Source organism: Peribacillus sp. NPDC097224, assembly GCF_044761985.1.
Taxonomy (GTDB): domain Bacteria; phylum Bacillota; class Bacilli; order Bacillales; family DSM-1321; genus Peribacillus.
Genome location: NZ_JBIWDK010000001.1, coordinates 245,249 through 269,256 on the forward strand (window position 1 = coordinate 245,249; position 24,008 = coordinate 269,256).

Consider the following 24,008-nt stretch of genomic DNA (forward strand, 5'->3'; position numbering starts at 1 on the left):
ATGCACGTTCTTGGCGTTTATTATTCTTCGATAAGCAGATGGAATGTATTTAATTAAAAAACTTATAGGATTGGATATCTCTTCTGCTTCCACGTTTTACATCAATTCCCACTCCCTTTTCACAGGAATATATCCACCATATTTATTTTGTTGGCATGTAATTTGCATGTTATTGAATGGAATATGGATTTTTTGGGTAACAAATCGCGAAATGCGCACTATCATATAGGCAAGAGAACACTAACTAACAATATGACTTTAACCTTTATATGTCAGAAAAGAATGAGGATACAGGATGAGCCTCTCTTTTTTGGCAACTTTGAAAACATCTGAGGGGGATTCCATTATGGAAATTTTCAACTATTTAGAACGATATGACTATGAGCAGCTATTATTTTGTCAAGATAAACAATCAGGTTTAAAAGCGATCATCGCGATACATGATACGACACTTGGCCCAGCCCTTGGTGGTACTCGCATGTGGACATATGCTTCAGAAGAAGAAGCCATAGAAGATGCGCTAAGACTTTCAAAAGGAATGACTTATAAAAATGCGGCAGCAGGCTTGAATCTAGGTGGTGGAAAAACCGTGATTATCGGAGATCCACGTACAGACAAAAATGAAGAAATGTTTAGGGCATTCGGTAGGTATATCCAGGGATTGAATGGCCGCTATATTACTGCCGAAGATGTCGGAACCACAGTGGAAGATATGGACCTTATCCATGAAGAAACAGATTATGTCACAGGCATTTCACCTGAGTTCGGTTCATCAGGGAACCCTTCGCCGGTCACCGCTTATGGTGTGTACCGGGGCATGAAAGCAGCGGCAAAGGAAGCATTCGGAAGTGATTCTTTGGAAGGAAAGGTGATTGCCGTTCAGGGGGTAGGGAATGTAGCTTATAATCTATGCCGTCACCTGAATGAAGAAGGAGCGAGACTGATTGTCACTGATATTAATAAAGAGAGTGTAAATCGTGCTGTTGAAACATTTGGTGCCAAAGCTGTAAACCCGGATGAGATTTATGGAGTGGACTGTGATATTTATGCACCTTGTGCATTGGGCGCTGTCATAAATGATGGAACGATCGGTAAAATCAAGGCAAAGGTGATTGCTGGTGCGGCCAATAACCAATTGAAGGAACCGATTCATGGGGACCAAATACATGAAAAAGGAATCATTTATGCACCTGATTATGTCATTAATGCGGGCGGTGTCATAAATGTTGCGGATGAACTGAAAGGGTACAATCGGGAAAGAGCCTTGAAAAAAGTTGAAGGTGTTTATGATAGCATTGAAAGAGTCATTGAAATAGCAAAACGGGATAAAATCCCGACCTATAAAGCAGCTGATAGAATGGCAGAAGAGCGGATTGAAAGAATGAGAAATTCCAGAAGTCAATTTTTACGAGACGAGAAACATATCTTGAACCGACGTAGATGAGTTAAAAAACAACTTGGATTCCTGTGTTATCAGGATGGACATAGGAATTTCCAACAAGGAGGAATGAACATGGCTGAAGAATATGATCTTGTCATTCTTGGCGGAGGAACCGGAGGGTATGTTGCAGCAATCAGGGCGGCACAGCTTGGTTTAAAAACGGCAGTCGTTGAAAAAGAAAAGGTAGGCGGGACATGTTTACATAAAGGCTGTATTCCTTCCAAAGCTTTGCTAAGAAGTGCAGAGGTTTACCAAACGGCTATCAAAAGTGAGGAATTCGGTATTTTCACAGAAAACGTGAATGTGGATTTCAGCAAAGTCCAGGAACGGAAAAACAAGGTGGTCGACCAGCTTTATAGAGGGGTCCAGCACTTGATGAAGCAAGGTAAGATCCACGTTTACGAAGGAATAGGCCGAATACTTGGACCTTCCATCTTTTCACCAATGCCAGGAACAATTTCCGTGGAAATGAATAATGGTAGTGAAAATGAAATGCTGATTCCACAAAATATCATCATTGCTACCGGTTCACGCCCAAAATCATTACCAGGTTTATCGATTGATGGGGATCTTGTCCTTTCTTCCGATGAAGCACTTCAGCTAGACAGCTTGCCAAAATCAATCATTATAGTTGGTGGAGGCGTGATAGGTATTGAATGGGCCTCGATGTTAAATGACTTTGGCGTGGAAGTAACGGTACTAGAATATGCAGATAAAATCATTCCCACAGAAGATCATGAAATTTCGGATGAAATGCTTCGCTTATTGAAGAAAAAAGGCATTACTTTTCATACAGGCGCTAAGGTGTTGCCAGAGACGCTGAAAAAAGATAAATCAGTGTCCATCACTGCAGAAATCAACGGAAAACTCGAGGAGTTCGAGGCAGATAAACTATTGGTTTCCGTTGGAAGAATGGCTAATCTTGAATCGATTGGTTTGGATAATACGGATATCGTCATTGAAAATGGATATATTGTCACAAATGAATTTTTCCAAACGAAAGAGACGCATATGTACGCGATTGGAGATTGCATCGGCGGTTTGCAGTTGGCCCATGTTGCTTCACATGAGGGATTGACGGCAGTTGAACACATGGCAGGAAAAAAACCGGAAAAGATCGACTATTCGCTTATATCGAAATGCATCTACTCAAGTCCAGAAGCAGCAAGCGTCGGCATGACAGAGGAACAGGCCAAAAAAGATGGATATGAATTGAAAATTGGAAAGTTTCCATTCCGGGCTGTCGGTAAAGCCCTTGTTTATGGGGAATCGGATGGATTTGTCAAAATCATCTCGGATAAAAGAACGAATGATATTCTGGGTGTCCACATGATTGGTCCGCATGTTACGGATATGATTTCCGAAGCTGGCCTGGCAAAGGTACTGGATGCCACCCCTTGGGAAGTGGCAAAGACGATTCACCCCCATCCGAGTCTTTCGGAAGCAATCGGAGAGGCAGCTCTCGCAGTGGATGGCCTTGCCATTCACTCATAAAAAAGGAGGAGGTTTTTTGATAATGGTGGAAACACGTCATGAACAATTGGGCTTGAATGATGAAACCGTATTAGATATGTATCGGACCATGCTGCTGTCGCGTAGGATGGATGAGCGGATGTGGCTGTTGAACCGTTCAGGGAAAATTCCTTTTGTGATTTCCTGCCAAGGGCAAGAAGCTGCACAGGTTGGAGCGGCATTTGCCTTGGATCGGCAAAAGGATTACGTATTGCCTTATTATCGGGACGTCGGAGTCGTCTTGTCATTTGGAATGACGGCGAAAGAATTGATGCTATCAGGATTTGCCAAAGCCGAGGATCCCAATTCCGGGGGAAGGCAAATGCCAGGTCACTTTGGACAAAAGAAAAACCGGATCGTTACGGGTTCTTCTCCGGTAACTACACAGGTACCACATGCAGTGGGAATTGCCCTTGCAGGGAAAATGGAAGGAAAGGACTTGGTGACATTCGTCACGTTTGGGGAAGGTTCATCCAATCAAGGTGATTTTCATGAAGGGGCAAACTTTGCAGGCGTCCATAAGCTTCCAGTCATCTTTATGTGTGAAAACAACCAATACGCCATATCCGTTCCTATATCCAAACAGCTTTCCTGTGAAAAGGTATCGGACCGGGCAATTGGATACGGCATGCCTGGAATCACGGTGGATGGCAATGATCCGTTGGAGGTATATAAAGCGGTTAAAGAAGCGGCTGATCGCGCTCGTAGAGGAGAAGGCCCCACTTTAGTTGAAACCGTTTCATATAGGCTGACTCCCCATTCAAGTGATGACGATGACCGCAGTTATCGTGAAGCTGAAGAAGTGGCTGAAGCGAAAACAAAAGATTCCATCATGACTTTTGGAGCGTATTTAAAGGAAGCGGGTATCATGGATGAAACCCTTGAAAAACAACTTAATGATGAAGTGATGAAAATAGTGAACGAAGCTACAGATTACGCCGAACATGCTCCATATCCGAAAGCTGAAAGCGCTATGGATCATGTTTACGAACAAAAGTAAGGGGGGAAAAGGATGTCGGTAATTTCTTATATAGATGCGGTGACAATGGCAATGCGCGAAGAGATGGAAAGAGATTCGCGAGTATTCGTTTTGGGGGAGGATGTCGGGAAAAAGGGCGGAGTCTTTAAGGCGACAAATGGTCTATATGAGCAATTCGGTGAATCAAGGGTCATCGATACGCCCCTTGCAGAGTCAGCGATTGCTGGTGTAGGAATTGGGGCAGCCATGTATGGACTACGACCTATTGCCGAAATCCAATTTGCCGATTTTATCATGCCCGCTGTAAATCAAATTGTTTCCGAAGCGGCAAAGATCCGTTATCGTTCCAATAATGATTGGAACTGCCCAATGGTCATCCGTGCTCCGTATGGTGGCGGAGTTCACGGAGCGTTATATCATTCCCAATCCGTGGAAGCTATGTTCGCGAACCAACCAGGATTGAAAATTGTGATGCCTTCAACCCCATATGATGTAAAAGGCTTGCTTAAAGCTGCCATTCGCGACGAGGATCCGGTACTTTTCTTTGAACATAAGCGTGCGTACCGTTTGATTAAAGGCGAAGTTCCGAATGATGATTATGTACTGCCAATCGGTAAAGCTGATGTGAAAAGAGAGGGAGAGGACATCACGGTCATAACCTATGGGCTTTGTGTTCACTTTGCTCTCCAAGCGGCAGAAAAACTAGCAATGGATGGTATTTCAGCGCATATTTTAGATTTGCGCACCGTATATCCGTTGGATAAGGAAGCGATCATAGAAGCGGCTTCCAAAACGGGTAAGGTCTTATTGGTTACAGAAGATAATAAAGAGGGTAGCATCATGAGTGAGGTTGCAGCCATCATTGCCGAGCATTGCCTATTCGATTTGGATGCCCCAATCAAGCGACTGGCTGGTCCGGACATCCCTGCAATGCCTTATGCACCTACAATGGAAAAATATTTTATGGTTACCCCTGATAAAGTGGAGAAGACGATGAGAGAACTGGCTGAATTTTAATAGAAAAGAAGGAGGATTAAATGATGGCGATAGAACAAATGAAAATGCCCCAGCTTGGTGAAAGCGTGACAGAAGGGACCATAAGTAAATGGCTTGTTCAGCCAGGAGATCACGTGACGAAGTATGATCCACTAGCTGAAGTGATGACGGATAAAGTAAACGCTGAAGTTCCTTCTTCTTTTACGGGGATTGTTAAGGAGTTAAAGGCGGATGAGAATCAAACGCTGGCTGTGGGGGAAGTTATATGTTCCATTGAGGTCGAATCAACCAAGCCCAAGGAAGAGGAAAAAGAAGACCCAGCAGAGAAAAATGATGATGCAGTTAATAGCATGAAGCCTAACGTGGAAACTCCGACTCCGAATAAAGTCCGGTTTTCTCCCGCTGTACTAAAGCTCTCCCAGGAACATGATATCGATCTCTCTCAAGTGAATGGGACGGGGAATGAAGGAAGGATAACGCGTAAAGACTTATTGAAACTCATTGAGTCCGGAAACCTCCCTCAATCGGCAGCTGGTGTAAGAACTGCGTCCGAGCCAAAAGAACATCTGCCCCAATCATTGCCATCAAATGAGAAAGAAACTGTCATTCCTAGCATGACTGGAGATAGAGAAATACCCGTAACTGGGGTAAGGAAAGCGATTGCTTCGAATATGTCGAAAAGTAAGCATGAGATTCCACATGGATGGACAATGGTTGAAGTTGATGCGACGAATATGGTTAAACTTAGGGATTCACTTAAATCGGATTTCAAACAAAAAGAAGGGTATAACTTAACCTACTTTGCATTCTTTGTTAAAGCGATTGCGCAGGCTCTAACCGAATTTCCTCAGATCAATTCAATGTGGGCAGGCGATAAAATCATTCAAAGAAAAGAAATTAATATTTCAATCGCGGTCGCAACGGAAGATGCTTTATTTGTTCCGGTCATAAAAAATGCAGATGAAAAGTCGATCAAAGGGATTGCTAGGGAAATCAATGACCTGGCATCAAAGGTGAAAGCAGGAAAGTTAAGAGTCGAGGATATGCAAGGCGGCACTTTCACTGTCAATAATACTGGTTCATTTGGATCGGTCCAGTCCATGGGAATCATAAATCATCCGCAGGCAGCGATTCTACAAGTGGAGACCATTGTAAAAAGACCTGTCGTCATCAATGACATGATAGCGGTCCGTGATATGGTCAACCTATGTTTATCACTAGATCATCGGGTATTGGACGGTCTTGTATGCGGCAGATTCTTAGCGCGAGTAAAAGAAATCATTGAAAAAATAACATCGGATAATACATCTGTTTATTAATAGGGAAAAAGAAGGAGGTAACCATAAAGGTGCTTCCTTTTCTCTGTGCCTCTTTAACTGTTTATGAATAGAAATATAAGAGTATTTAGAAAATAGTCGACAATATTTTTATTTTTGCTATTATTTTATAGAGGCTCTTCTCATAATTATTCTCCATCTTCTATCATATGGTTTTTTTAACAGGTTTTGATATTAGCTAAAATTATAAGAATATTATGATAGAATATATATAAATTGATGGGAGAGTGTTTTTCTTATGTAATTGACTGAGCGTTCGGTCTACGTATTGACGATTGAACCAGTAGGAAAGCAAAATATAAGGGAGCGATTAAAATGGAATTGAAAGATGTAAAAAACATATCCTTTCCAAAACCTTCATTAGAAGAGTGGAAGGAAGCGGCAGAAACTAGTTTAAAAGGCAGAAGTGTCGAAAAATTAAAAACGAATACATATGAAGGCATTACTTTAAATCCCCTCTATACAGAGGAATCTGTTTCAGATGGAGAACAAACAGAGCTTCCCGGATTTGCTCCCTTTACACGTGGAATTGCTCCGACCGGTTATTACGAGCAGCCATGGTTTGTCGTACAGCCTGTAAGCGGTATCACGGCTGACGAGGCAAATGAAAAGATGCACGCCGCACTAGAGCGCGGTCAGAATATTATCGTCTATCCAGCTCATCTTCTTGCGGAGGGTGCGAGGGTTTCAAAACTTTTTAATGGCCTATCATTAAATGAACTTCCCGTTTTCATTGACCTGAAGGGAAAGCAAAAGGAACTATTCCCTCAATTCAAAGCTGTTGCAAATCAACAAAATGCGCAAATTAAGGGTGTGCTTGCAGAAGATCCGATTGCAGAATGGTTAGTCGGTGGTCAAGTTCCTGAAGATACAGAAACATATTTTGCAGAATGGGCAAAAACAATCCAAGATTATCAACAGATTGGTCCGGACTTAAAGTCAATTCTTGTTAACACGGCTAGTTTTCATAATGGAGGAGCCAATGCAATTCAAGAGCTTGCCTATGGATTGGCAGTTGCTGTCCAATATATATGGGAAGGGCAAAAACAAGGGATTTCCGTACGGGATATTGTCGGAAAGATCGTGTTTTCCTTTGCAGTGGATTCCAATTACTTTATGTCGATTGCGAAGATACGGGCGGCTAGAAGACTTTGGGCTGGTCTAGCGGAAGCTTTTGAAGAGGATGCCGAGTATTTTAAAATGGTTATACATGCAGTTACATCCGAGTTGACAGAAACGCTCTATGATCAACACGTGAATATTCTGCGGACCACGAATCAAGCATTTGCTGCAGCAATTGGAGGGATTCAGTACTTGCAGATCCATCCATTTAATCATGCTTCAGGTGAGTGTAATGAATTTTCGGAAAGAATAGCACGCAACACGCATTTAATCCTTAAAGAGGAAACGAATATCACAACGGTGGTCGATCCTGCCGGCGGATCTTGGTATGTCGAGCAATTGACGGATGAATTGGCTGATAAAGCATGGGTGAAGTTCCTTGAGATTGACGAGGCAGGCGGGGTACTTGATGCCATTATGCAAGGGGCTTTACAAGCAGACATAGCAAAAGTCTACGAGGAAAGGGTCCAGAATGCGGCACTACGGAAAGAAAGTATTATTGGTACCAACGTTTATCCGAACCCTACCGATAAAATCAAAGTTCCTACAACTGAAACACAGAGATCATATATGGTGGTTCAGGGGCCAGTAGATATTACACCAATCAAGTTAGATCGTATATCATCCCAATTTGAACAGTTAAGATTACGAAGTGAAGAGTGTAAACAAAATGGCGGGAAAGCACCGACAATCGGCCTTATTAACTTGAATGAACTTAAATCTTATAAGCCTCGTGCTGATTTTATAAAAGGCTTTGTTGCAGCCGGTGGAATTGAAACGATGGAAAGTGAAGGATGCCATGATAGTAAGGAAGCGGTGGATTATATAGCTGAAACTAAGCTTTCCATATACTGTGTATGTGGAAGTGATCTTGATTACTCGGATAAGGCGGAATCCATCATAAAAGAGATTAAACAGCAATACCCACACATCAAGCTATATGTCGCTGGAAAGCAATCGGCAGAATTGGAGACCGTTTTATTGGAGTCTGGAGCGGACGACTTTATCCATGTTAAAACGAATGTTGTGGCGGTCTTGACAGAACTACTACAAGAGCTAGGGGTGAATGAACAATGAAAAAACCAAATTTCTCTACCATAAATCCTGCTAAGTCTGAGCGTAAAGGAACAGTTGAATTATGGAAACAAGAGGCAGAAGCAGCAGTTGAACAAAACATCGAGGAACTTTTATTCGAAACGAATGAACAAATCAAGGTTAAACCATTATATATGAAAGAAGATAGTCAGAATTTGGAGCACATGGAAAGTGTACCGGGAATTGCTCCATATACAAGGGGACCCTATCCATCCATGTATGTGAACCGGCCATGGACAGTACGACAATATGCAGGGTTCTCAACTGCAGAGGAATCCAACGCATTTTACCGCAGGAATTTAGCAATGGGTCAAAAGGGTCTCTCGGTGGCCTTCGATTTGGCAACACATCGCGGCTATGATTCGGATCATCCTCGTGTTGTTGGGGATGTAGGAAAAGCGGGTGTGGCGATAGACTCGATTTTGGATATGAAGATCCTATTTGATGGAATACCACTCGATCAAATGTCGGTATCCATGACAATGAATGGAGCGGTTTTACCTATTCTTGCTTTTTATATCGTTACAGCCGAGGAGCAGGGAGTCACCCAGGATAAGCTTTCTGGTACCATTCAAAATGATATCTTAAAGGAATACATGGTTAGGAATACGTATATCTATCCACCCGAGATGTCGATGAAAATCATTGCTGATATATTTGAATATACTTCAAAATATATGCCAAAGTTCAATTCTATATCCATTTCCGGTTATCACCTACAAGAAGCTGGAGCACCTGCGGATATCGAGCTTGCTTATACGTTGGCGGATGGCCTGGAATATGCAAGGACAGGAATGAAAGCCGGTATCGATATTGATAAATTTGCCCCTCGTTTGTCGTTCTTCTGGGCTGTTGGAATGAACTATTTCATGGAAGTGGCAAAAATGAGAGCGGGACGGTTCATATGGTCAAAACTAATGAAACAGTTTGAACCGAAGAATAAGAAAGCGATGGCTTTACGAACACACTCCCAAACATCGGGGTGGAGCCTTTCAGAGCAAGATCCTTTCAATAATGTAGCACGAACACTGATCGAGGCGCATGCAGCTGCCTTGGGCCATACCCAATCTTTGCATACGAACGCATTGGATGAGGCCATTGCCCTTCCAACCGATTTCTCAGCACGTATTGCCCGGAATACACAGCTTTATCTTCAAGAGGAGACTGGCATTACAAAGGTCATCGATCCATGGGCAGGTTCTTATTATGTCGAATCGCTAACAAATGAACTGATTGAAAGGGCTTGGGCTCATATCGAAGAAATTGAAGGTCTTGGGGGCATGGCAAAGGCGATTGAAACCGGTCTTCCGAAAATGAGGATTGAAGAAGCGGCAGCAAAACGTCAAGCTAAAATCGATTCTCAAGATGAAACAATCGTGGGTGTCAACAAATATCGCCTGAAAAAAGAAGATGCGATTGAAATCTTGGAGATAGATAATACCGCCGTCCGCGAAAGTCAACTTAAGCGTTTAAGCATCCTTAAAGAAAAAAGAGATCAGTCGAAAGTCGATGAAGCTCTTCAGGCATTGACGCAAGCGGCACGAACTGGTGAAGGTAACTTGCTTGAATTGGCAGTACAGGCAACTCGAGTCCGCGCTTCACTTGGGGAAATTTCCGATGCAATTGAAGAAGTGGCTGGTCGTCATAAGGCCACCATCCGTTCTATTAGTGGTGTTTATAGCTCAGCTTATTCGAAAGAAGCGGAAATTGAAGAAGTAATTGCCATGACTGACGAATTTCTTGAAAATGAAGGCAGACGCCCTCGTTTATTGATGGCTAAGATGGGGCAGGACGGCCATGATCGGGGATCGAAAGTGGTTGGTACGGGGTTTGCTGATTTAGGCTATGATGTTGACATCGGACCACTATTCCAAACACCGGAGGAAACCGCTCTTCAGGCTGTGGAAAATGATGTGCATGTTGTTGGGATGAGCTCGCTCGCTGCCGGCCACAAAACACTATTGCCGCAATTGATGGCCGAGTTGAAAAAATTGGGCCGGGAAGACATTATCGTCATTGTCGGTGGAGTCATCCCAGCACAAGATTATGATTATTTAATGCAAAACGGCGCATCAGCGATTTTTGGACCTGGCACGGTCATCCCGCAGGCAGCTAAAAAAGTGCTACAAGAAATATACCATCGCCTAGGATATGAGGAAGTGGCACAGTAATGAGTGAAGATAAGAAGCCGGAATGGGTCGATCCTAACAATCAGGATGGTTTTGCTTCTTCGTTAAAGCCTGGTGTGGAATTGGATGCTGGTCATAATAAAGCATCAAAAAGTAGATTTATCAAAAAGAAAAATGAGAGAATCTCGATACCGGAATTGAAAGATGGAATCTTGACAGGGGAGAGAGCAAAACTTGCTAAAGGGATCACATTAGTGGAAAGCAATGCCGAACATCATTTCGAGTTGGCGCAGGAACTATTGCATTCCATTCTCCCACACACAGGTGCTTCGCTCCGCATCGGCATTTCAGGTGTCCCTGGGGCTGGTAAAAGTACATTCATCGAAACCTTTGGAACGTTTTTATGTAATAAAGGATATAAGGTTGCGGTACTCGCTGTCGATCCAAGTTCCTCGATTAATGGAGGGAGCATCCTTGGGGATAAGACGAGGATGGAGGAACTGGCACGGAATCCTCAAGCTTTTATCCGACCTTCCCCATCAGAAGGAACTTTGGGTGGGGTGCATAGGAAAACGAGGGAAACGATGTTACTTTGTGAGGCGGCCGGTTTTGATGTGATTTTGATTGAAACGGTGGGTGTAGGGCAGAGTGAAGCGATTGTCCGAAGTATGGTCGACTTTTTCATGTTGCTTGTCCTAACAGGAGCCGGAGATGAATTGCAGGGTATGAAAAAAGGAATCATGGAACTTGTTGATGGTATAGTGGTCAATAAAGCAGACGGTGAAAACATTCCGCTTGCGAACAGGACAAGGTCGGAATACAGTCGTATTCTCCATTTCCTTCAGCCTGCCACTAAGGGGTGGGCTGGAAAAGCGTATACATGTTCTTCTGTTACAGGAAAAGGGATTCCTGAAATTTGGGACGTATTACAGGACTTTTCGCAGACAACAAAGTTATCGGGTGTTTTTCAGGAACGGAGAAGAATGCAATCCAAAGAGTGGTTGTATTCATTAATAGACCATCAGCTTAAAACCATGTTCTATAAAAATGATACTGTCAAAGGCTTACTGCCCAAGCTTGAAAATGAAGTGATGTCCGGTAATAAAACGGTCACTAAAGCCGTACAACAAGCATTTCAATCGTTCTCTGAATCCTTAAGTTCGAATGAATGCGGTCCCACAGATAACGAACGGATATAGCTCTCCCTTTCTTATCACCAATTGGAATCTTGATGTTTTTAATCATGGCCAGTTAAATTGATTGAATCGGGCTTCGTCAATTGTTATGATAGTGGTGAAGAGAAAAAGCTGGAAGGAGCACTATACTATGAATATGGATTTCAATTTTTTAATGAATGACGTGGTCAAACAAGCTCGCGATGAGATTAAGACTGCTGGATATACAGAACTGACGACTGCTGAGGAAGTAGAAGATGTATTGGCCCAAAAGGGTACGACGCTAGTTATGGTCAATTCCGTTTGTGGTTGTGCTGGGGGAATTGCTAGACCAGCTGCAGCCCATGCGATTCATAACGATAAACGTCCTAATCAGCTTGTAACTGTTTTTGCAGGTCAAGATAAGGAAGCGACTGAGAAGGCCCGTGATTATTTCGAAGGATATCCACCATCATCACCATCATTCGCTCTTCTGAAAGATGGAAAAATCATCACGATGATTGAGCGTCATGAAATCGAGGGTCATCATCCAATGTCTGTAGTGGAAAAACTGCAAGCTTACTTTGATGAATATTGTGAAGAAGTGTAAGACTTTGCTTATGCATTAAGCTTATTAGTATTTTTAAAGAAAACCGCCGAGTTCGGCGGTTTTTTTTGCTTGGAATCGCTTGGGTGCGGAAGAAATTGGTTGGTTAACCAGGTATATTTAATAGTAGGTAGAGTATTATATTAGAATTTGGTTAAAATAATATTCTAAAAAATAAATTTTCATTAAGCTTATTGAATAATTATAAGAATGTGTTAAAATACACAAGAGTGCATGAATATTAGTTCGCATACGAGTTTAAGTTTATCGTAATTTGGCCATTGGCTCATACAAGAATCAAAAACTACTTGGAGGAATAATGATGAAATTGAAAAAGCGGGTAGCATTGTTGCTTACTTCTGTTTTATTAGTAGGTATTTTAGCAGCATGTGGAACCTCAGAGAAAAAAGAAGAGAATACATCAGGTAATGAAGATAAAAAAGTGCTAGTAATGGGAACATCTGCGGATTATCCACCGTTTGAATATGTTGAAACATCCAAAAGCGATGAAATCAAAGGATTTGACGTAGATATCGCTAAAGCGATCGGTAAGAAATTAGGATATGAAATCCAGGTGAAGGATATTGATTTCAACAGTCTTGTTCCATCACTTGAAAATAAATCGGTGGATTTTGTTATCTCTGGAATGACACCAACACCGAAACGTGAGAAATCCGTTGATTTTAGTGATATTTATTATACAGCGAAAAACATGATCATTACGACAGATGGCAGCAAGATAAAAACGGTAGATGATTTAAAAGGGAAAACGGTAGGCGTACAGCTTGCTTCCATTCAAGAGACATTGGCAAATGACTTGAATAAAAATGAAAATATCGGGATGAAGATTGAAAAACGGAATCGTATTCCTGAAATCATCCAGGAAATGGTTGCGAAACGTTTTGATGCCGTGATTATTGAAGATACAGTTGCTAAAGGATATTTGAAAGACAATCCGGATTTAGTAGGATATGAGATGGAAACTGGGGAAGAAGACGCTGGTTCCGCTATTGCATTCCAAAAGGGCAGTGATTTAACGGAAGATTTCAATGCTGAACTGAACGAAATGTTGGAAAATGGTGAAATGGAAAAATTAATTCTAAAATGGTTCGGTGGCAGTGAAACTAAATAATACAGAGAAAAGGGAAAACGTTCAGAAGTGATAAAATACGCCTTCTGAGCGTTTTTCCACGCTTTATTGAGTATAAAGTGAATAAGGAAGGCCTTTATAGGTCTTTATAAGAGAGGATGAATGGAGTGAATCTGGATTTTGAAAGGATTATGCCTTCCCTTCCATATATCATGGAGGGAATACCGACTACACTAAAAGTTGTGGCGGTTGCGGCTGTAATCGGTTTTGTTTTGGGGATCATTTTATCCATACTGAAAATCAGCAGAATTAAGCCGTTAAATTGGATTGCTGACTTTTATACATCGATTTTCCGCGGTACACCATTAGTTTTACAATTAATGCTTATTTATTTTGGTTCCCCACAAATTTTAGGGATTCAAATCGAAGCGTTTCAGGCTGCTTTCTTGGCTTTCGGCTTAAACTCTGCCGCGTATATCTCGGAAATCATCAGGGGTGGTATATTAGCGGTCGATAAAGGGCAACGGGAAGCCGCGCTTGCCCTTGGGGTTCCTTATTCAAGTATGATGTTGAATATCATCTTGCCACAGGCCATCAAGAACATTCTCCCTTCTTTAGTGAATGAAATCATTTCCTTAACGAAGGAATCCGCCGTGGTAACCATCATCGGTTTAGGCGATATTATGCGCCGTTCTTATATTGTCGGTGGTGAGACCTATAAATTCTTCGAGCCGATATTATTTGCCGGTCTCATTTATTATGTGATGGTCATGATTCTCACTATCTTAGGTAAAGTGATCGAAAGGAGAATGAGACGCAGTGATTAAAATAGATCAGCTTCAAAAGAGTTATGGCAAACTTAACGTTCTAAAAGGAATCAGTACAGAAATTGGACAGGGTGAAGTCCTAGCGATAATCGGTCCCTCCGGATCAGGAAAGTCGACTTTTCTCCGGTGTATCAATATGCTTGAAACACCTACTGATGGACAGATTTGGTTCAAAGATCAAAATATTACGGATAAAAAGACTAATATTATGAAAGTCCGTGAGAATGTCGGGATGGTATTTCAACATTTCCATTTATTCCCACACAAGACGGTGCTTGAGAACCTGACATATGCGCCTATGAAGGTGAAAAAGTTATCCAAAGCAGACGCTGTGAAACAGGCAAGAGAGCTTTTGAATAAAGTTGGATTGGCTGATAAGGAAACAACGTATCCAAATCGTCTTTCCGGCGGGCAAAAACAAAGGGTTGCCATAGCACGTGCATTGGCCATGAATCCGGAAGTCATGCTGTTTGACGAGCCGACTTCCGCATTAGACCCGGAAATGGTAAAAGAAGTATTGGACGTTATGAAGTCACTGGCCCATACCGGGATGACAATGTTAATTGTTACGCATGAAATGGGATTTGCTAAAGAAGTGGCCGATCGGGTTCTATTCTTGGATGGCGGCTTGCTTGTTGAGGAAGGTGCTCCGGAAGAGTTCTTTTCCAACCCGAAAAGCCAGCGTGCCAAAGATTTTCTTCAAAAAGTGCTTTAGAATGAAAAAATGAACATGTAGTGAAAAAAGGTAACTTTAGTTACCTTTTTTATTTTATCCAAATAATGTATCATAGGTATAACGAATTATTAATAATTTAGAATTTTCCTTCATAAAGGACTGTAAAATTATCTGAATAGCTGATAGTATTATAATAGAAGTGAAAGAAGCAGGGTGATACATAACAATGTTCAAAATCGGGTATAGAACGATTAAAACTGCTATGGGAGCATCCATCGCAATTATTATTGCACAATTGCTGGGTTTGAATAATTTCTCTTCTGCTGGCATCATAACGATTTTATGTATACAGGTTACAAAAAGGAAATCGGTATTTGCCTCCTGGCATCGATTTTTGGCTTGTATGATCGCAATGCTTTATTCTACTTTACTGTTTCAGGGTATAGCTTTCCATCCCCTTGTAATCGGGCTAATCCTTCTCATCTTCATCCCGACTACAGTTGCCTTGAATGTTAGCCAGGGAATAGTTACAAGCAGTGTCATCATCCTACATCTCTATGGCTCTGGAAAGATTACTATTGCACTGCTCGTCAATGAAACGATTTTGATTGTCGTTGGAGTGGGTGTGGCACTTATCATGAATCTATACATGCCTAGTGTGGAAAAAAAATTAATTGCTTACCAGGATAGAATTGAGATGAATTTTAGTGCTATCTTAATGGCAGTTGTCCGCTATTTACGGGATAATGACCATACATGGGATGGAAAGGAAATTACAAAAACAGCAAATCTTCTTAATGAAGCCAAAAGTCTTGCCTTTAGGGATGTGGAGAATCATTTTCTTCGGGAAGAAGATCTCCATTATCATTATTTCAAAATGAGGGAAAAGCAATTCGAAATTATTGAGAGGATTCTCCCTTTGGTCACAAATATTCCTTTAAGAGTGAAGCAAAGCGGTATATTGGCAGACTTTATAGAGGATTTGGCTGAAAATGTTCATCCTCAAAATACGGCGATCCTTTACTTGAGGAAACTTGAGGAAATGGAAGAGTTTTTTAAGGGGATGGAACTTCCTCAAACCCGGGAAGAGTTTGAATCACGTGCAGCTTTATTGCAGCTTATGAAGGAAATGGAACGCTATTTATTGCTTAAGCATTCTTTCAAGGGATTCCCTAAGGAGAGTCATAATAGAATGAAAAAGAGGCCGTTGGCTTAAACTAAGCAAAAAAGTAAAGGAACTGATAGAAATGAAACGAATCCTTTCTTTATTGTTATTGCTTGTCTTGTCAGCTGTACCATCTCAGGCCCTTGCTCAAACCGTAAATCACGGAGAGCCATTCATTATTATCAATAAAGCGAATAATAAACTGGCTTTCATTGACGACAACGTGGTACAAGAGATACTTCCAGTCGGAACAGGCAAGAGTCAGGAATTGACGCCTGAAGGGTTATTTACCGTCAAAGTAAAAGCGGTTAATCCTTACTATCGAAAAAAGAATATCCCTGGTGGAGATCCCAGAAATCCGCTTGGGTCAAGATGGATTGGTTTTGATGCCAGGAATACAGATGGCAGGATTTATGGGATACATGGAACCAATCAACCATCCTCAATCGGGAAATACATTTCCAATGGTTGTGTTAGGATGCATAAACCGGATGTAGAGCGGTTATATGACAAGGTTCCGATTGGGACAAAGGTTCTAATAACTCTATCAAATGAAAGTTTCAACACGTTAGCCAGAAATATAGGGGCTATCAAATAAGAAAGAGGGAAGCTTTTAGCTCCCCTCCTGCAGCCTATTACAATAAAAATGCGATGCCTGATAGTAAGGTCGTCAATAACATCGAGATAAGCATGAGATAGACAACAACTTTTCTTACTTTTTTATTTTTCATTATGTTCTCTCCTCAAACAGTATGATTATTTTCATTTTAACTTGAACATATAGGAGAAACAAGCAAAAGTGCAATATTCTCATTATTCAAAAGAATGGTATAGTTACATAATGAATTGATAGAAAATTCAATAGAGTGAAAATAGTGCATAGTATGGGGGAATAGTAAAATGATTAAGAATATTGATCATATCGGGATTGCGGTTAAATCAATAGAGGAAGCCTTGCCGCTTTACACTGAAACATTGAAATTGGAGCTTGAAGGAATAGAAACGGTTGAGAGCCAAGGCGTTAAAGTGGCATTTATCCTAGCAGGGAATACTCGTTTAGAGTTATTGGAAGCGTTATCTCCTGATAGTGCCGTCGCTAAATTCATTGAAAAACGGGGTGAAGGGATTCACCATGTGGCTTTGGGTGTAGAGCGAATAGAGGATCGAATCCAGGAAATAAAAGAATCCGGTCTTCGTATGATTGATGAGACTTCAAGAAAAGGGGCACATCACGCAGATGTCGCTTTTATCCATCCTAAATCGACGTCGGGTGTCCTATATGAGCTATGTGAAAGAACTGAATTAAAGGAGGAGCAAAAATGACTGATATCTATGAAACTATCAATGACTTGTACGATCGACGCCGAAAGGTAGAAATGGGCGGCGGGGAAGATAGAATTGAAAAGCAACACGAAAAAGGAAAACTAACGGCGAGGGAAAGAATCGAACTTCTAGTGGATGAGGGTACCTTCGTTGAGCTGAATCCCTTTATCAAACACCGGAACACCAATTTTGGCATGGAAAAAGCAGAAGGACCGGGAGAAGGAGTAGTAACTGGTTATGGGAAAGTCAATGGTCGTGACATTTACCTGTTCTCTCAAGACTTTACCGTGTTTGGTGGGGCGCTCGGAGAAATGCATGCTCTGAAAATTGCCAATGTTATGGATTTGGCTGCGGAAAATGGTGCTCCCTTCATCGGGTTGAACGATTCTGGCGGAGCTCGGATTCAGGAAGGGGTTGTCTCCCTTGATGGATACGGTCAAATTTTCTATCGTAATTCGATATATTCTGGTGTGATCCCTCAGATTTCTGTCATATTGGGTCCATGTGCAGGTGGCGCGGTTTATTCACCAGCCATTACGGATTTTGTTTTCATGGTTGAGAAAACAAGCCAGATGTTCATTACAGGACCGAAAGTTATCGAAACGGTGACAGGGGAAAAAATTTCATCTGAAGGATTAGGTGGAGCGAAGGTACATAACACGGTCAGTGGTAATGCTCATTTCATGGGTGCTTCGGAGGAAGAGGTTTTAGCTGATGTTAAACGTCTTTTAAGCTATCTCCCGCAAAACAACCAAGAAAAGCCACCGGCTCTGGAAGCGACAGATGAAGACGACTATCGTCCAGATCTAACGGACGTTGTCCCATATGAAGGCATTCGTCCATACGATGTCCGAAAAGTGGTCAATCAAATTGTCGACGAGGATTCATTTATGGAAGTGCAAGCAGGGTTTGCGAAGAATATCGTGGTTGGTCTAGCACGCATTAAAGGGAAATCAGTGGGGCTTATTTGTAACCAGCCTAAAGTGTTGGCTGGTGGACTCGATATTGATTCATCTGATAAAGCTGCCAGGTTCATACGATTCTGTGATTCATTCAATATACCATTGATCACTTTTGAAGATGTTTCTGGATTTTTCCCTGGTGTTAAACAAGAACATGGTGGGATCATCCGCCATGGTGCGAAACTTTTATATGCCTATTCAGAAGCAACTGTGCCAAAATTAACGATCATTCTCCGTAAAGCCTATGGTGGTGCTTATGTGGCCCTCAATAGTAAATCCATCGGGGCAGACCTTACGTTTGCTTGGCCAAATGCTGAAATTGCGGTGATGGGATCAGCTGGAGCTGCAAACATCATATTTGCCCGTGAAATTAAAAATAGTGAGAATCCTGAAGCCACACGTGCAGAGAAAATTGAGGAATATCGTGAAAAGTTTGCAAATCCATATGTAGCGGCAAGTCTTGGAATGGTCGATGATGTTATTGACCCTCGTGAAACAAGAATTAAAATCATCCAATCGCTTGAAATGCTACGTAATAAAAAAGAAACCCGTCCATGGAAAAAACACGGGAATATTCCGTTGTAAGTACCAGTATGAGGGGAGCCTGAAACCAGGCTCCTTTTTTTGCTTTTTTATGTTTTTATTGAAAGGAGATCTTCCTATCGGATTATTTGCCGGGTAACGGCTTTAGAGATATACTTATAAAGGATTACTTTTATGGAGGTTTAAATGATGATTAATGAAGAACGGTTAGTTAGTGAATTCTTTGAATTGGTGCAAATTGATTCAGAAACTAAAAATGAAGCAGCAATAGCTAAAGTTTTAAAAGAAAAATTCACGGCACTTGGCGTGGATGTTTTTGAAGATGATACAATGTCTGTTACAGGTCATGGGGCTGGTAATTTAATTTGTACGCTGAAAGGCACGAAACCTGGCGTAGATACCATTTATTTCACATCACATATGGATACGGTCGTACCAGGTAACGGTATCAAACCGTCTATTAAAGATGGATACATAGTGTCAGATGGAACGACGATTCTAGGGGCAGATGACAAAGCAGGTTTATCTGTTATGTTAGAAACGTTGAAAGTGATTAAGGAGCAGAATATCGAGCACGGAACAATTGAGTTCATCATTACCGTTGGTGAAGAATCAGGGTTAGTAGGAGCAAAAGCTCTAGATCGTTCTCTTGTAACGGCAAAATACGGCTTTGCTCTTGACAGTGATGGTAAAGTTGGGAATATCGTCGTTGCTGCCCCTACTCAAGCCAAGGTAGCTGCAACCATTTTAGGCAAGACCGCCCATGCTGGCGTAGCTCCTGAAAAAGGGGTTTCTGCCATTACGATTGCTGCCAAAGCCATTTCAAGAATGCCTTTAGGCCGCATTGATGATGAAACGACAGCCAATATCGGACGTTTCCAAGGTGGACAACAAACGAATATCGTTTGTGATCATGTTGAAATTTTATCAGAAGCAAGATCATTGGTTCCTGAAAAAATGGAAAAACAAGTAGCAAGAATGAAAGAAGCTTTCGAGACTGCTGCCATCGAAATGGGCGGACGGGCCGAAGTGAAAGTCAATGTCATGTATCCAGGCTTTAAATATGGAGCAGGTGACCATGTGGTCGAAGTTGCAAGAAAAGCGGCAGAGAAAATTGGCCGTCCATGCGAATTGGTGAAAAGCGGCGGCGGTAGTGATGCAAATGTAATTGCTGGATTTGGCATTCCTACGGTTAATCTAGCAGTCGGCTATGAAGACATTCATACAACGAATGAAAGAATTCCAGTGGAAGAATTGACAAAGTTGGCTGAAATGGTCATCAGTATCATTCAGGAAGTTTCCGCAGAATAATTACGCGAAGATGGATGAAGTAGTTTCCCGAGAATATCGTAAATTGGCGTGTTAGCCACCAAAAAACCGAATATATGCAGGGTGTAGCGCATATTGGAAGTCACTTGTCACATTAATAATGATCCAAAAAAACTCGTTCATCTTTAGTGGACATAAAAGGGCTACAGGAATATATGTACAGTCATCAGTAATATGATGACTGTTTTTCTTAGAATGAAGCACTACTTCAATGGTTATCAAGGTTAGATTGGGGTATCTTAATGAAGAAGATTTAGTTTATATGGACCCGATTTCCTGAGATTTGTACCAACAAGGATGTGACAGTCACATGAAGGATATGTATCCTAAAAATGGAAAGGTCATTCTCCATGTAGACATGAATAGTTTCTATGCATCTGTGGAAATGTCCTATGATGAATCATTGAAAGGGAAGCCATTAGCGATTGCCGGTAATGTTGAAGAAAGAAGGGGAATCATCGTTACCTGTAGTTATGAAGCTAGAAAATATGGGGTTAAAACGACCATGCCCATTTGGCAGGCCAAAAAACTATGCCCTCAATTAATCATTAAAAAGCCGAATTTTGAGCGATATCGAAAGGCTTCCCTCGCCATATTTGAAGTATTGCGGCAGTATACGGAAATAGTTGAACCTGTTTCCATCGATGAAGGGTATCTGGATATCAGTGAGTGTGCAGAATGGGGTTCACCTTTGGAAATTGCCAAAAGTATTCAAGAGCGTATATATAATACAATGGATCTTCCTTGTAGCATTGGCATCGCCCCAAATAAATTTTTGGCTAAAACAGCATCGGATATGAAAAAGCCGATGGGGATCACGGTTCTAAGGAAAAGAGATGTTCCCAAGGTTCTCTGGCCCTTACAGGTGGTGGAGATGCATGGGATTGGCGGTAAAACGGCAGAAAAACTCCAGACAATCGGTATCCAGACAATTGGAGACCTTGCCAAGGCCAACGAAACCCAGTTAAAACAGTTGCTAGGGATAAATGGCATCCGTTTGAAGGAACGGGCTAACGGAATGGATTCGCGACTTGTTGATCCAGAGGCCATTTTTGACCATAAAAGCATTGGGAACTCGACAACCCTGCCTAAGGATACTACCAATCAAAGAGAGCTGGTCGGGGTATTGGAGAAGCTTTCGGAAAAAGTTGCAGTACGTTTGAAGAATAAACGTTTGCTAGGTCAGAAGATTGGAGTGACCATCCGTTATAAAGATTGGAGGACCATTACAAGAAGTAAGATGGTTTCCAATCCATTTTTTGAAAAAACGGATATTTCGGATTGGGCTACTGAGCTGTTTTTGAAGAATTGGAATGGAGAGGCCATTCGCCTGTTAGGTGTAACGGCTTATGATGTCATTGAAAAAGAATCTGCATTCAAACAACTCGATATCTTTTCCTTTGAAGAGGATGCTGACAAAGAACCTTTATACGAAGTGATGGAACACTTGCAAAATAAGTATGGAGAAAATATTATTAAAAAGGGCCTTACTTTGAAAGAACGGTCAATTGGTACGAATACCAGTTTTAGCAAAGACTTTTTTGAGCGAACCAGAAGTAAAAATGGACTAAGGTGACATACATCCAAATGAAGGGAAGGTAATCATGACAAAACAACAAATTGGCGTTATCGGACTTGCTGTAATGGGTAAGAACCTTGCATTTAATATCGAAAGCAGAGGGTATTCAATTTCCGTGTATAATCGTTCCGCTGCAAAGACGGACGAAATGATGGAAGAAGCGAAAGGCAAAAATGTAGTACCGGCATATACGCTTGAAGAATTCGTGAATTCGCTTCAAACACCAAGGAAAATTCTATTGATGGTAAAAGCGGGTGCCGCTACGGATGCAACCATTGATCAACTTAAGCCGCTTCTTGAAAAAGGGGACATCGTCATTGATGGCGGGAATACGTTCTACAAGGACACGCAGCGCCGCAATGAGGAATTGAGTGAACTTGGTATTCATTTCATTGGAACTGGTGTCTCAGGAGGGGAAGAAGGAGCCCTGACTGGTCCTTCCATCATGCCAAGCGGGCAGAAGGAAGCATATGATTTGGTAGCGCCTATCTTGAAGGATATTTCTGCCAAGGTTGATGGGGATGCATGTTGTACATATATCGGACCAGGTGGTGCCGGACATTATGTGAAGATGGTGCATAATGGAATTGAGTATGGTGATATGCAGCTGATTTCGGAATCTTATTTCCTTTTGAAAAATCTTCTGGGTCTGTCCGCTGAAGAATTTCATGAGGTGTTCACTGAATGGAATAAGGGAGAGTTGGATAGCTATCTTATTGAAATCACTGCTGATATTTTCAAACGCTATGATGAAGAGACAGGTAAGCCCATGGTCGATGTCATTTTAGATAAAGCTGGCCAAAAAGGTACAGGTAAATGGACGAGCCAAAGTGCACTGGATCTTGGTGTACCACTTCCAATCATAACGGAATCCGTTTTTGCACGATACATTTCAGCCATAAAAGAAGAGCGGGTAGAAGCAAGCAAGGTCCTCAGCGGTCCGGAAGCTAAATTTACCGGTGATAAAAAGGCTTTGATTGAAAGCATTCGCAAAGCGCTTTATATGAGTAAAATTTGTTCGTATGCACAAGGCTTCGCTCAAATGAAGGCTGCATCTGAAGAGAATAACTGGAACCTTCAATATGGGGACATCGCGATGATTTTCCGTGGGGGCTGCATCATCCGTGCTCAGTTCCTGCAAAAAATCAAAGATGCATATGATCGCGAGGCAAACTTGAACAACTTGCTTCTAGATCCTTATTTCCAAGAAATTGCCGAAAATTATCAAGGAGCTTTGCGTGAAGTGGTCTCTACCGCTGTGTTGAACGGCATTCCAGTTCCTTGCTTGTCTTCTGCACTCTCTTATTTCGATAGCTACCGTACAGAAACGCTTCCGGCCAATTTAATTCAAGCTCAACGCGATTACTTTGGAGCACATACGTATGAACGGATCGATAAAGAAGGTACCTTCCACACTGAATGGATGGACAAATAATCAAAAAAACTGGCTGGAATAGACATTCTATTTTAGCCAGTTTTTTTATTCGACAACTTAAAAAGAAGGAAGCACAAGTGTGCTCCCTTCTTCTACTAACGTCGATGCTCAACAAGGTCAATGACCCCTAATACAACATGTGCCAATCCGAAACCAAAAACCGTATTAGCGACCATCTTGTTTGAGCCACGGTTCTGCTTCATGGCATAACCTGCAGCAGTTACGGCAGTTCCTAACGCTGTTGGAATTAATCCTTCACGAACATCCATCGTAAATCCCTCCGCATCGGTTAGTAGTGGTATTCAGATAAAGAACACCATTTATATTGTTACCACAGCTGGACGGTATCATTCGGCTATATGGAAAAAGGAGAGATGAAATAATAAACTGAACTCAATGAAAAAATGGGTACTTTGTATATTTCTTTTTTATGCCGAAAGTAGTAAGATTTATAGCAACCATCTTTAACAGTTTATGTACCTGTATAAAATGTATGGGATGATGAGCGTATAGTGAAGCAAGAAAAGGAGTGGTTGAATTGATGCACTTCATCTGGATGATCGTAGCCCTTGTTTTATTTTTTGTGGTTATTGAATCAAGTGTGACTTTTTGGCTTAATCATGGAACAGATTCAGAATCGAAGGATTTTATCCATGCCATTCGAGAGAAAATCATCAAAAAGAGTGCCTCATAAAATAGAGAAGAGG

Annotated in this window: 22 protein-coding genes; 20 read left to right on the forward strand and 2 right to left on the reverse strand. The window is 41.6% G+C overall.

The window, feature by feature from the left end; genetic code table 11:
- The first annotated feature begins 346 nt into the window (after nucleotides 1-346).
- The 14 genes from bcd to ACIQXR_RS01335 all read left to right on the forward strand — a co-directional run bounded on the left by bcd (nucleotide 347) and on the right by ACIQXR_RS01335 (nucleotide 16,728).
- Nucleotides 347-1,444: a branched-chain amino acid dehydrogenase gene (gene bcd, locus ACIQXR_RS01270; protein WP_403079333.1), complete on the forward strand. Its 1,098-nt coding sequence runs from the start codon at nucleotides 347-349 to the stop codon at nucleotides 1,442-1,444.
- A 69-nt stretch (nucleotides 1,445-1,513) separates the two neighbouring features.
- Nucleotides 1,514-2,935 carry a dihydrolipoyl dehydrogenase gene (gene lpdA / locus ACIQXR_RS01275; RefSeq protein ID WP_402869383.1) on the forward strand — a complete coding sequence of 474 codons (1,422 nt, stop codon included), beginning with the start codon at nucleotides 1,514-1,516 and terminating at the stop codon, nucleotides 2,933-2,935.
- Nucleotides 2,936-2,957: 22 nt separating this feature from the next.
- A complete protein-coding gene (locus tag ACIQXR_RS01280; RefSeq protein ID WP_402869882.1) occupies nucleotides 2,958-3,953 on the forward strand; it encodes a thiamine pyrophosphate-dependent dehydrogenase E1 component subunit alpha in 996 nt (331 codons plus the stop codon).
- A 12-nt stretch (nucleotides 3,954-3,965) separates the two neighbouring features.
- Nucleotides 3,966-4,949: an alpha-ketoacid dehydrogenase subunit beta gene (locus ACIQXR_RS01285; protein WP_402869381.1), complete on the forward strand. Its 984-nt coding sequence runs from the start codon at nucleotides 3,966-3,968 to the stop codon at nucleotides 4,947-4,949.
- 23 nt (nucleotides 4,950-4,972) lie between these two features.
- Entirely contained in the window at nucleotides 4,973-6,247 is a 1,275-nt protein-coding gene (locus ACIQXR_RS01290) for a dihydrolipoamide acetyltransferase family protein (protein ID WP_403079334.1), read from the forward strand.
- A 333-nt stretch (nucleotides 6,248-6,580) separates the two neighbouring features.
- Nucleotides 6,581-8,464 (forward strand): methylmalonyl-CoA mutase family protein, encoded by a 1,884-nt coding sequence (locus tag ACIQXR_RS01295; protein WP_403079338.1) that lies wholly within the window; start codon nucleotides 6,581-6,583, stop codon nucleotides 8,462-8,464.
- Entirely contained in the window at nucleotides 8,461-10,653 is a 2,193-nt protein-coding gene (gene scpA, locus ACIQXR_RS01300; protein WP_403079340.1) for a methylmalonyl-CoA mutase, read from the forward strand. The genes ACIQXR_RS01295 and scpA overlap by 4 nt, the downstream gene beginning before the upstream one ends.
- The gene (gene meaB / locus ACIQXR_RS01305; protein WP_403079343.1) at nucleotides 10,653-11,810 is read left to right on the forward strand and encodes a methylmalonyl Co-A mutase-associated GTPase MeaB; all 1,158 of its coding nucleotides are present in this window, start codon (nucleotides 10,653-10,655) and stop codon (nucleotides 11,808-11,810) included. The genes scpA and meaB overlap by 1 nt, the downstream gene beginning before the upstream one ends.
- Before the next feature lie 127 nt (nucleotides 11,811-11,937).
- Nucleotides 11,938-12,375: a BrxA/BrxB family bacilliredoxin gene (locus ACIQXR_RS01310; protein WP_402869372.1), complete on the forward strand. Its 438-nt coding sequence runs from the start codon at nucleotides 11,938-11,940 to the stop codon at nucleotides 12,373-12,375.
- Between the two features lie 325 nt (nucleotides 12,376-12,700).
- Entirely contained in the window at nucleotides 12,701-13,504 is an 804-nt protein-coding gene (locus ACIQXR_RS01315) for a transporter substrate-binding domain-containing protein (RefSeq protein ID WP_402869880.1), read from the forward strand.
- A gap of 125 nt (nucleotides 13,505-13,629) precedes the next feature.
- Nucleotides 13,630-14,289: an amino acid ABC transporter permease gene (locus tag ACIQXR_RS01320; protein ID WP_402869370.1), complete on the forward strand. Its 660-nt coding sequence runs from the start codon at nucleotides 13,630-13,632 to the stop codon at nucleotides 14,287-14,289.
- On the forward strand, nucleotides 14,282-15,004 hold the full coding sequence (locus ACIQXR_RS01325; protein WP_403079345.1) for an amino acid ABC transporter ATP-binding protein: 723 nt from the start codon (nucleotides 14,282-14,284) through the stop codon (nucleotides 15,002-15,004). The genes ACIQXR_RS01320 and ACIQXR_RS01325 overlap by 8 nt, the downstream gene beginning before the upstream one ends.
- 187 nt (nucleotides 15,005-15,191) lie before the next feature.
- Nucleotides 15,192-16,181: an aromatic acid exporter family protein gene (locus ACIQXR_RS01330; RefSeq protein ID WP_402986171.1), complete on the forward strand. Its 990-nt coding sequence runs from the start codon at nucleotides 15,192-15,194 to the stop codon at nucleotides 16,179-16,181.
- A gap of 31 nt (nucleotides 16,182-16,212) precedes the next feature.
- Nucleotides 16,213-16,728 (forward strand): L,D-transpeptidase, encoded by a 516-nt coding sequence (locus ACIQXR_RS01335; RefSeq protein WP_402869365.1) that lies wholly within the window; start codon nucleotides 16,213-16,215, stop codon nucleotides 16,726-16,728.
- 37 nt (nucleotides 16,729-16,765) lie between these two features.
- Here ACIQXR_RS01335 and prli42 read toward each other — a convergent pair whose 3' ends face one another.
- Nucleotides 16,766-16,861 (reverse strand): stressosome-associated protein Prli42, encoded by a 96-nt coding sequence (prli42, locus tag ACIQXR_RS01340; RefSeq protein ID WP_402869363.1) that lies wholly within the window; start codon nucleotides 16,859-16,861, stop codon nucleotides 16,766-16,768.
- Nucleotides 16,862-17,030: 169 nt separating this feature from the next.
- Here prli42 and mce point away from each other — a divergent pair, with 169 nt between their 5' ends.
- The 5 genes from mce to gndA all read left to right on the forward strand — a co-directional run bounded on the left by mce (nucleotide 17,031) and on the right by gndA (nucleotide 23,301).
- A complete protein-coding gene (gene mce / locus ACIQXR_RS01345; RefSeq protein WP_402869361.1) occupies nucleotides 17,031-17,453 on the forward strand; it encodes a methylmalonyl-CoA epimerase in 423 nt (140 codons plus the stop codon).
- Nucleotides 17,450-19,000 (forward strand): acyl-CoA carboxylase subunit beta, encoded by a 1,551-nt coding sequence (locus ACIQXR_RS01350; RefSeq protein ID WP_402869359.1) that lies wholly within the window; start codon nucleotides 17,450-17,452, stop codon nucleotides 18,998-19,000. The genes mce and ACIQXR_RS01350 overlap by 4 nt, the downstream gene beginning before the upstream one ends.
- A 147-nt stretch (nucleotides 19,001-19,147) precedes the next feature.
- Nucleotides 19,148-20,269 (forward strand): tripeptidase T, encoded by a 1,122-nt coding sequence (locus ACIQXR_RS01355; RefSeq protein ID WP_402956969.1) that lies wholly within the window; start codon nucleotides 19,148-19,150, stop codon nucleotides 20,267-20,269.
- Between the two features lie 328 nt (nucleotides 20,270-20,597).
- Nucleotides 20,598-21,863, forward strand: coding sequence for a DNA polymerase IV (locus ACIQXR_RS01360; protein ID WP_402869356.1), 1,266 nt, complete (start codon nucleotides 20,598-20,600; stop codon nucleotides 21,861-21,863).
- Nucleotides 21,864-21,891: 28 nt separating this feature from the next.
- Nucleotides 21,892-23,301 carry an NADP-dependent phosphogluconate dehydrogenase gene (gene gndA / locus ACIQXR_RS01365; protein WP_403079348.1) on the forward strand — a complete coding sequence of 470 codons (1,410 nt, stop codon included), beginning with the start codon at nucleotides 21,892-21,894 and terminating at the stop codon, nucleotides 23,299-23,301.
- A 95-nt stretch (nucleotides 23,302-23,396) separates the two neighbouring features.
- Here the strand turns inward: gndA and ACIQXR_RS01370 are convergent, their stop codons facing one another.
- Nucleotides 23,397-23,570, reverse strand: a complete 174-nt coding sequence (locus ACIQXR_RS01370; protein WP_402956599.1) for an asparagine synthase — start codon at nucleotides 23,568-23,570, stop codon at nucleotides 23,397-23,399.
- 269 nt (nucleotides 23,571-23,839) lie between these two features.
- On the opposite strand from ACIQXR_RS01370, the gene ACIQXR_RS01375 reads away from it, so the two are divergent.
- Nucleotides 23,840-23,995, forward strand: coding sequence for a hypothetical protein (locus tag ACIQXR_RS01375; protein WP_402986157.1), 156 nt, complete (start codon nucleotides 23,840-23,842; stop codon nucleotides 23,993-23,995).
- Nucleotides 23,996-24,008 lie beyond the last annotated feature (13 nt).

Bases quoted from the DNA above. Each gene is read 5' to 3' on its own strand.
- bcd (WP_403079333.1), top strand. From the start codon at position 347: ATGGAAATTTTCAACTATTTAGAACGATATGACTATGAGCAGCTATTA.
- lpdA (WP_402869383.1), top strand. From the start codon at position 1,514: ATGGCTGAAGAATATGATCTTGTCATTCTTGGCGGAGGAACCGGAGGG.
- ACIQXR_RS01280 (WP_402869882.1), top strand. From the start codon at position 2,958: ATGGTGGAAACACGTCATGAACAATTGGGCTTGAATGATGAAACCGTA.
- ACIQXR_RS01285 (WP_402869381.1), top strand. From the start codon at position 3,966: ATGTCGGTAATTTCTTATATAGATGCGGTGACAATGGCAATGCGCGAA.
- ACIQXR_RS01290 (WP_403079334.1), top strand. From the start codon at position 4,973: ATGGCGATAGAACAAATGAAAATGCCCCAGCTTGGTGAAAGCGTGACA.
- ACIQXR_RS01295 (WP_403079338.1), top strand. From the start codon at position 6,581: ATGGAATTGAAAGATGTAAAAAACATATCCTTTCCAAAACCTTCATTA.
- scpA (WP_403079340.1), top strand. From the start codon at position 8,461: ATGAAAAAACCAAATTTCTCTACCATAAATCCTGCTAAGTCTGAGCGT.
- meaB (WP_403079343.1), top strand. From the start codon at position 10,653: ATGAGTGAAGATAAGAAGCCGGAATGGGTCGATCCTAACAATCAGGAT.
- ACIQXR_RS01310 (WP_402869372.1), top strand. From the start codon at position 11,938: ATGAATATGGATTTCAATTTTTTAATGAATGACGTGGTCAAACAAGCT.
- ACIQXR_RS01330 (WP_402986171.1), top strand. From the start codon at position 15,192: ATGTTCAAAATCGGGTATAGAACGATTAAAACTGCTATGGGAGCATCC.
- ACIQXR_RS01335 (WP_402869365.1), top strand. From the start codon at position 16,213: ATGAAACGAATCCTTTCTTTATTGTTATTGCTTGTCTTGTCAGCTGTA.
- prli42 (WP_402869363.1), bottom strand. From the start codon at position 16,861: ATGAAAAATAAAAAAGTAAGAAAAGTTGTTGTCTATCTCATGCTTATC.
- mce (WP_402869361.1), top strand. From the start codon at position 17,031: ATGATTAAGAATATTGATCATATCGGGATTGCGGTTAAATCAATAGAG.
- ACIQXR_RS01350 (WP_402869359.1), top strand. From the start codon at position 17,450: ATGACTGATATCTATGAAACTATCAATGACTTGTACGATCGACGCCGA.
- ACIQXR_RS01355 (WP_402956969.1), top strand. From the start codon at position 19,148: ATGATTAATGAAGAACGGTTAGTTAGTGAATTCTTTGAATTGGTGCAA.
- ACIQXR_RS01360 (WP_402869356.1), top strand. From the start codon at position 20,598: ATGAAGGATATGTATCCTAAAAATGGAAAGGTCATTCTCCATGTAGAC.
- gndA (WP_403079348.1), top strand. From the start codon at position 21,892: ATGACAAAACAACAAATTGGCGTTATCGGACTTGCTGTAATGGGTAAG.
- ACIQXR_RS01370 (WP_402956599.1), bottom strand. From the start codon at position 23,570: ATGGATGTTCGTGAAGGATTAATTCCAACAGCGTTAGGAACTGCCGTA.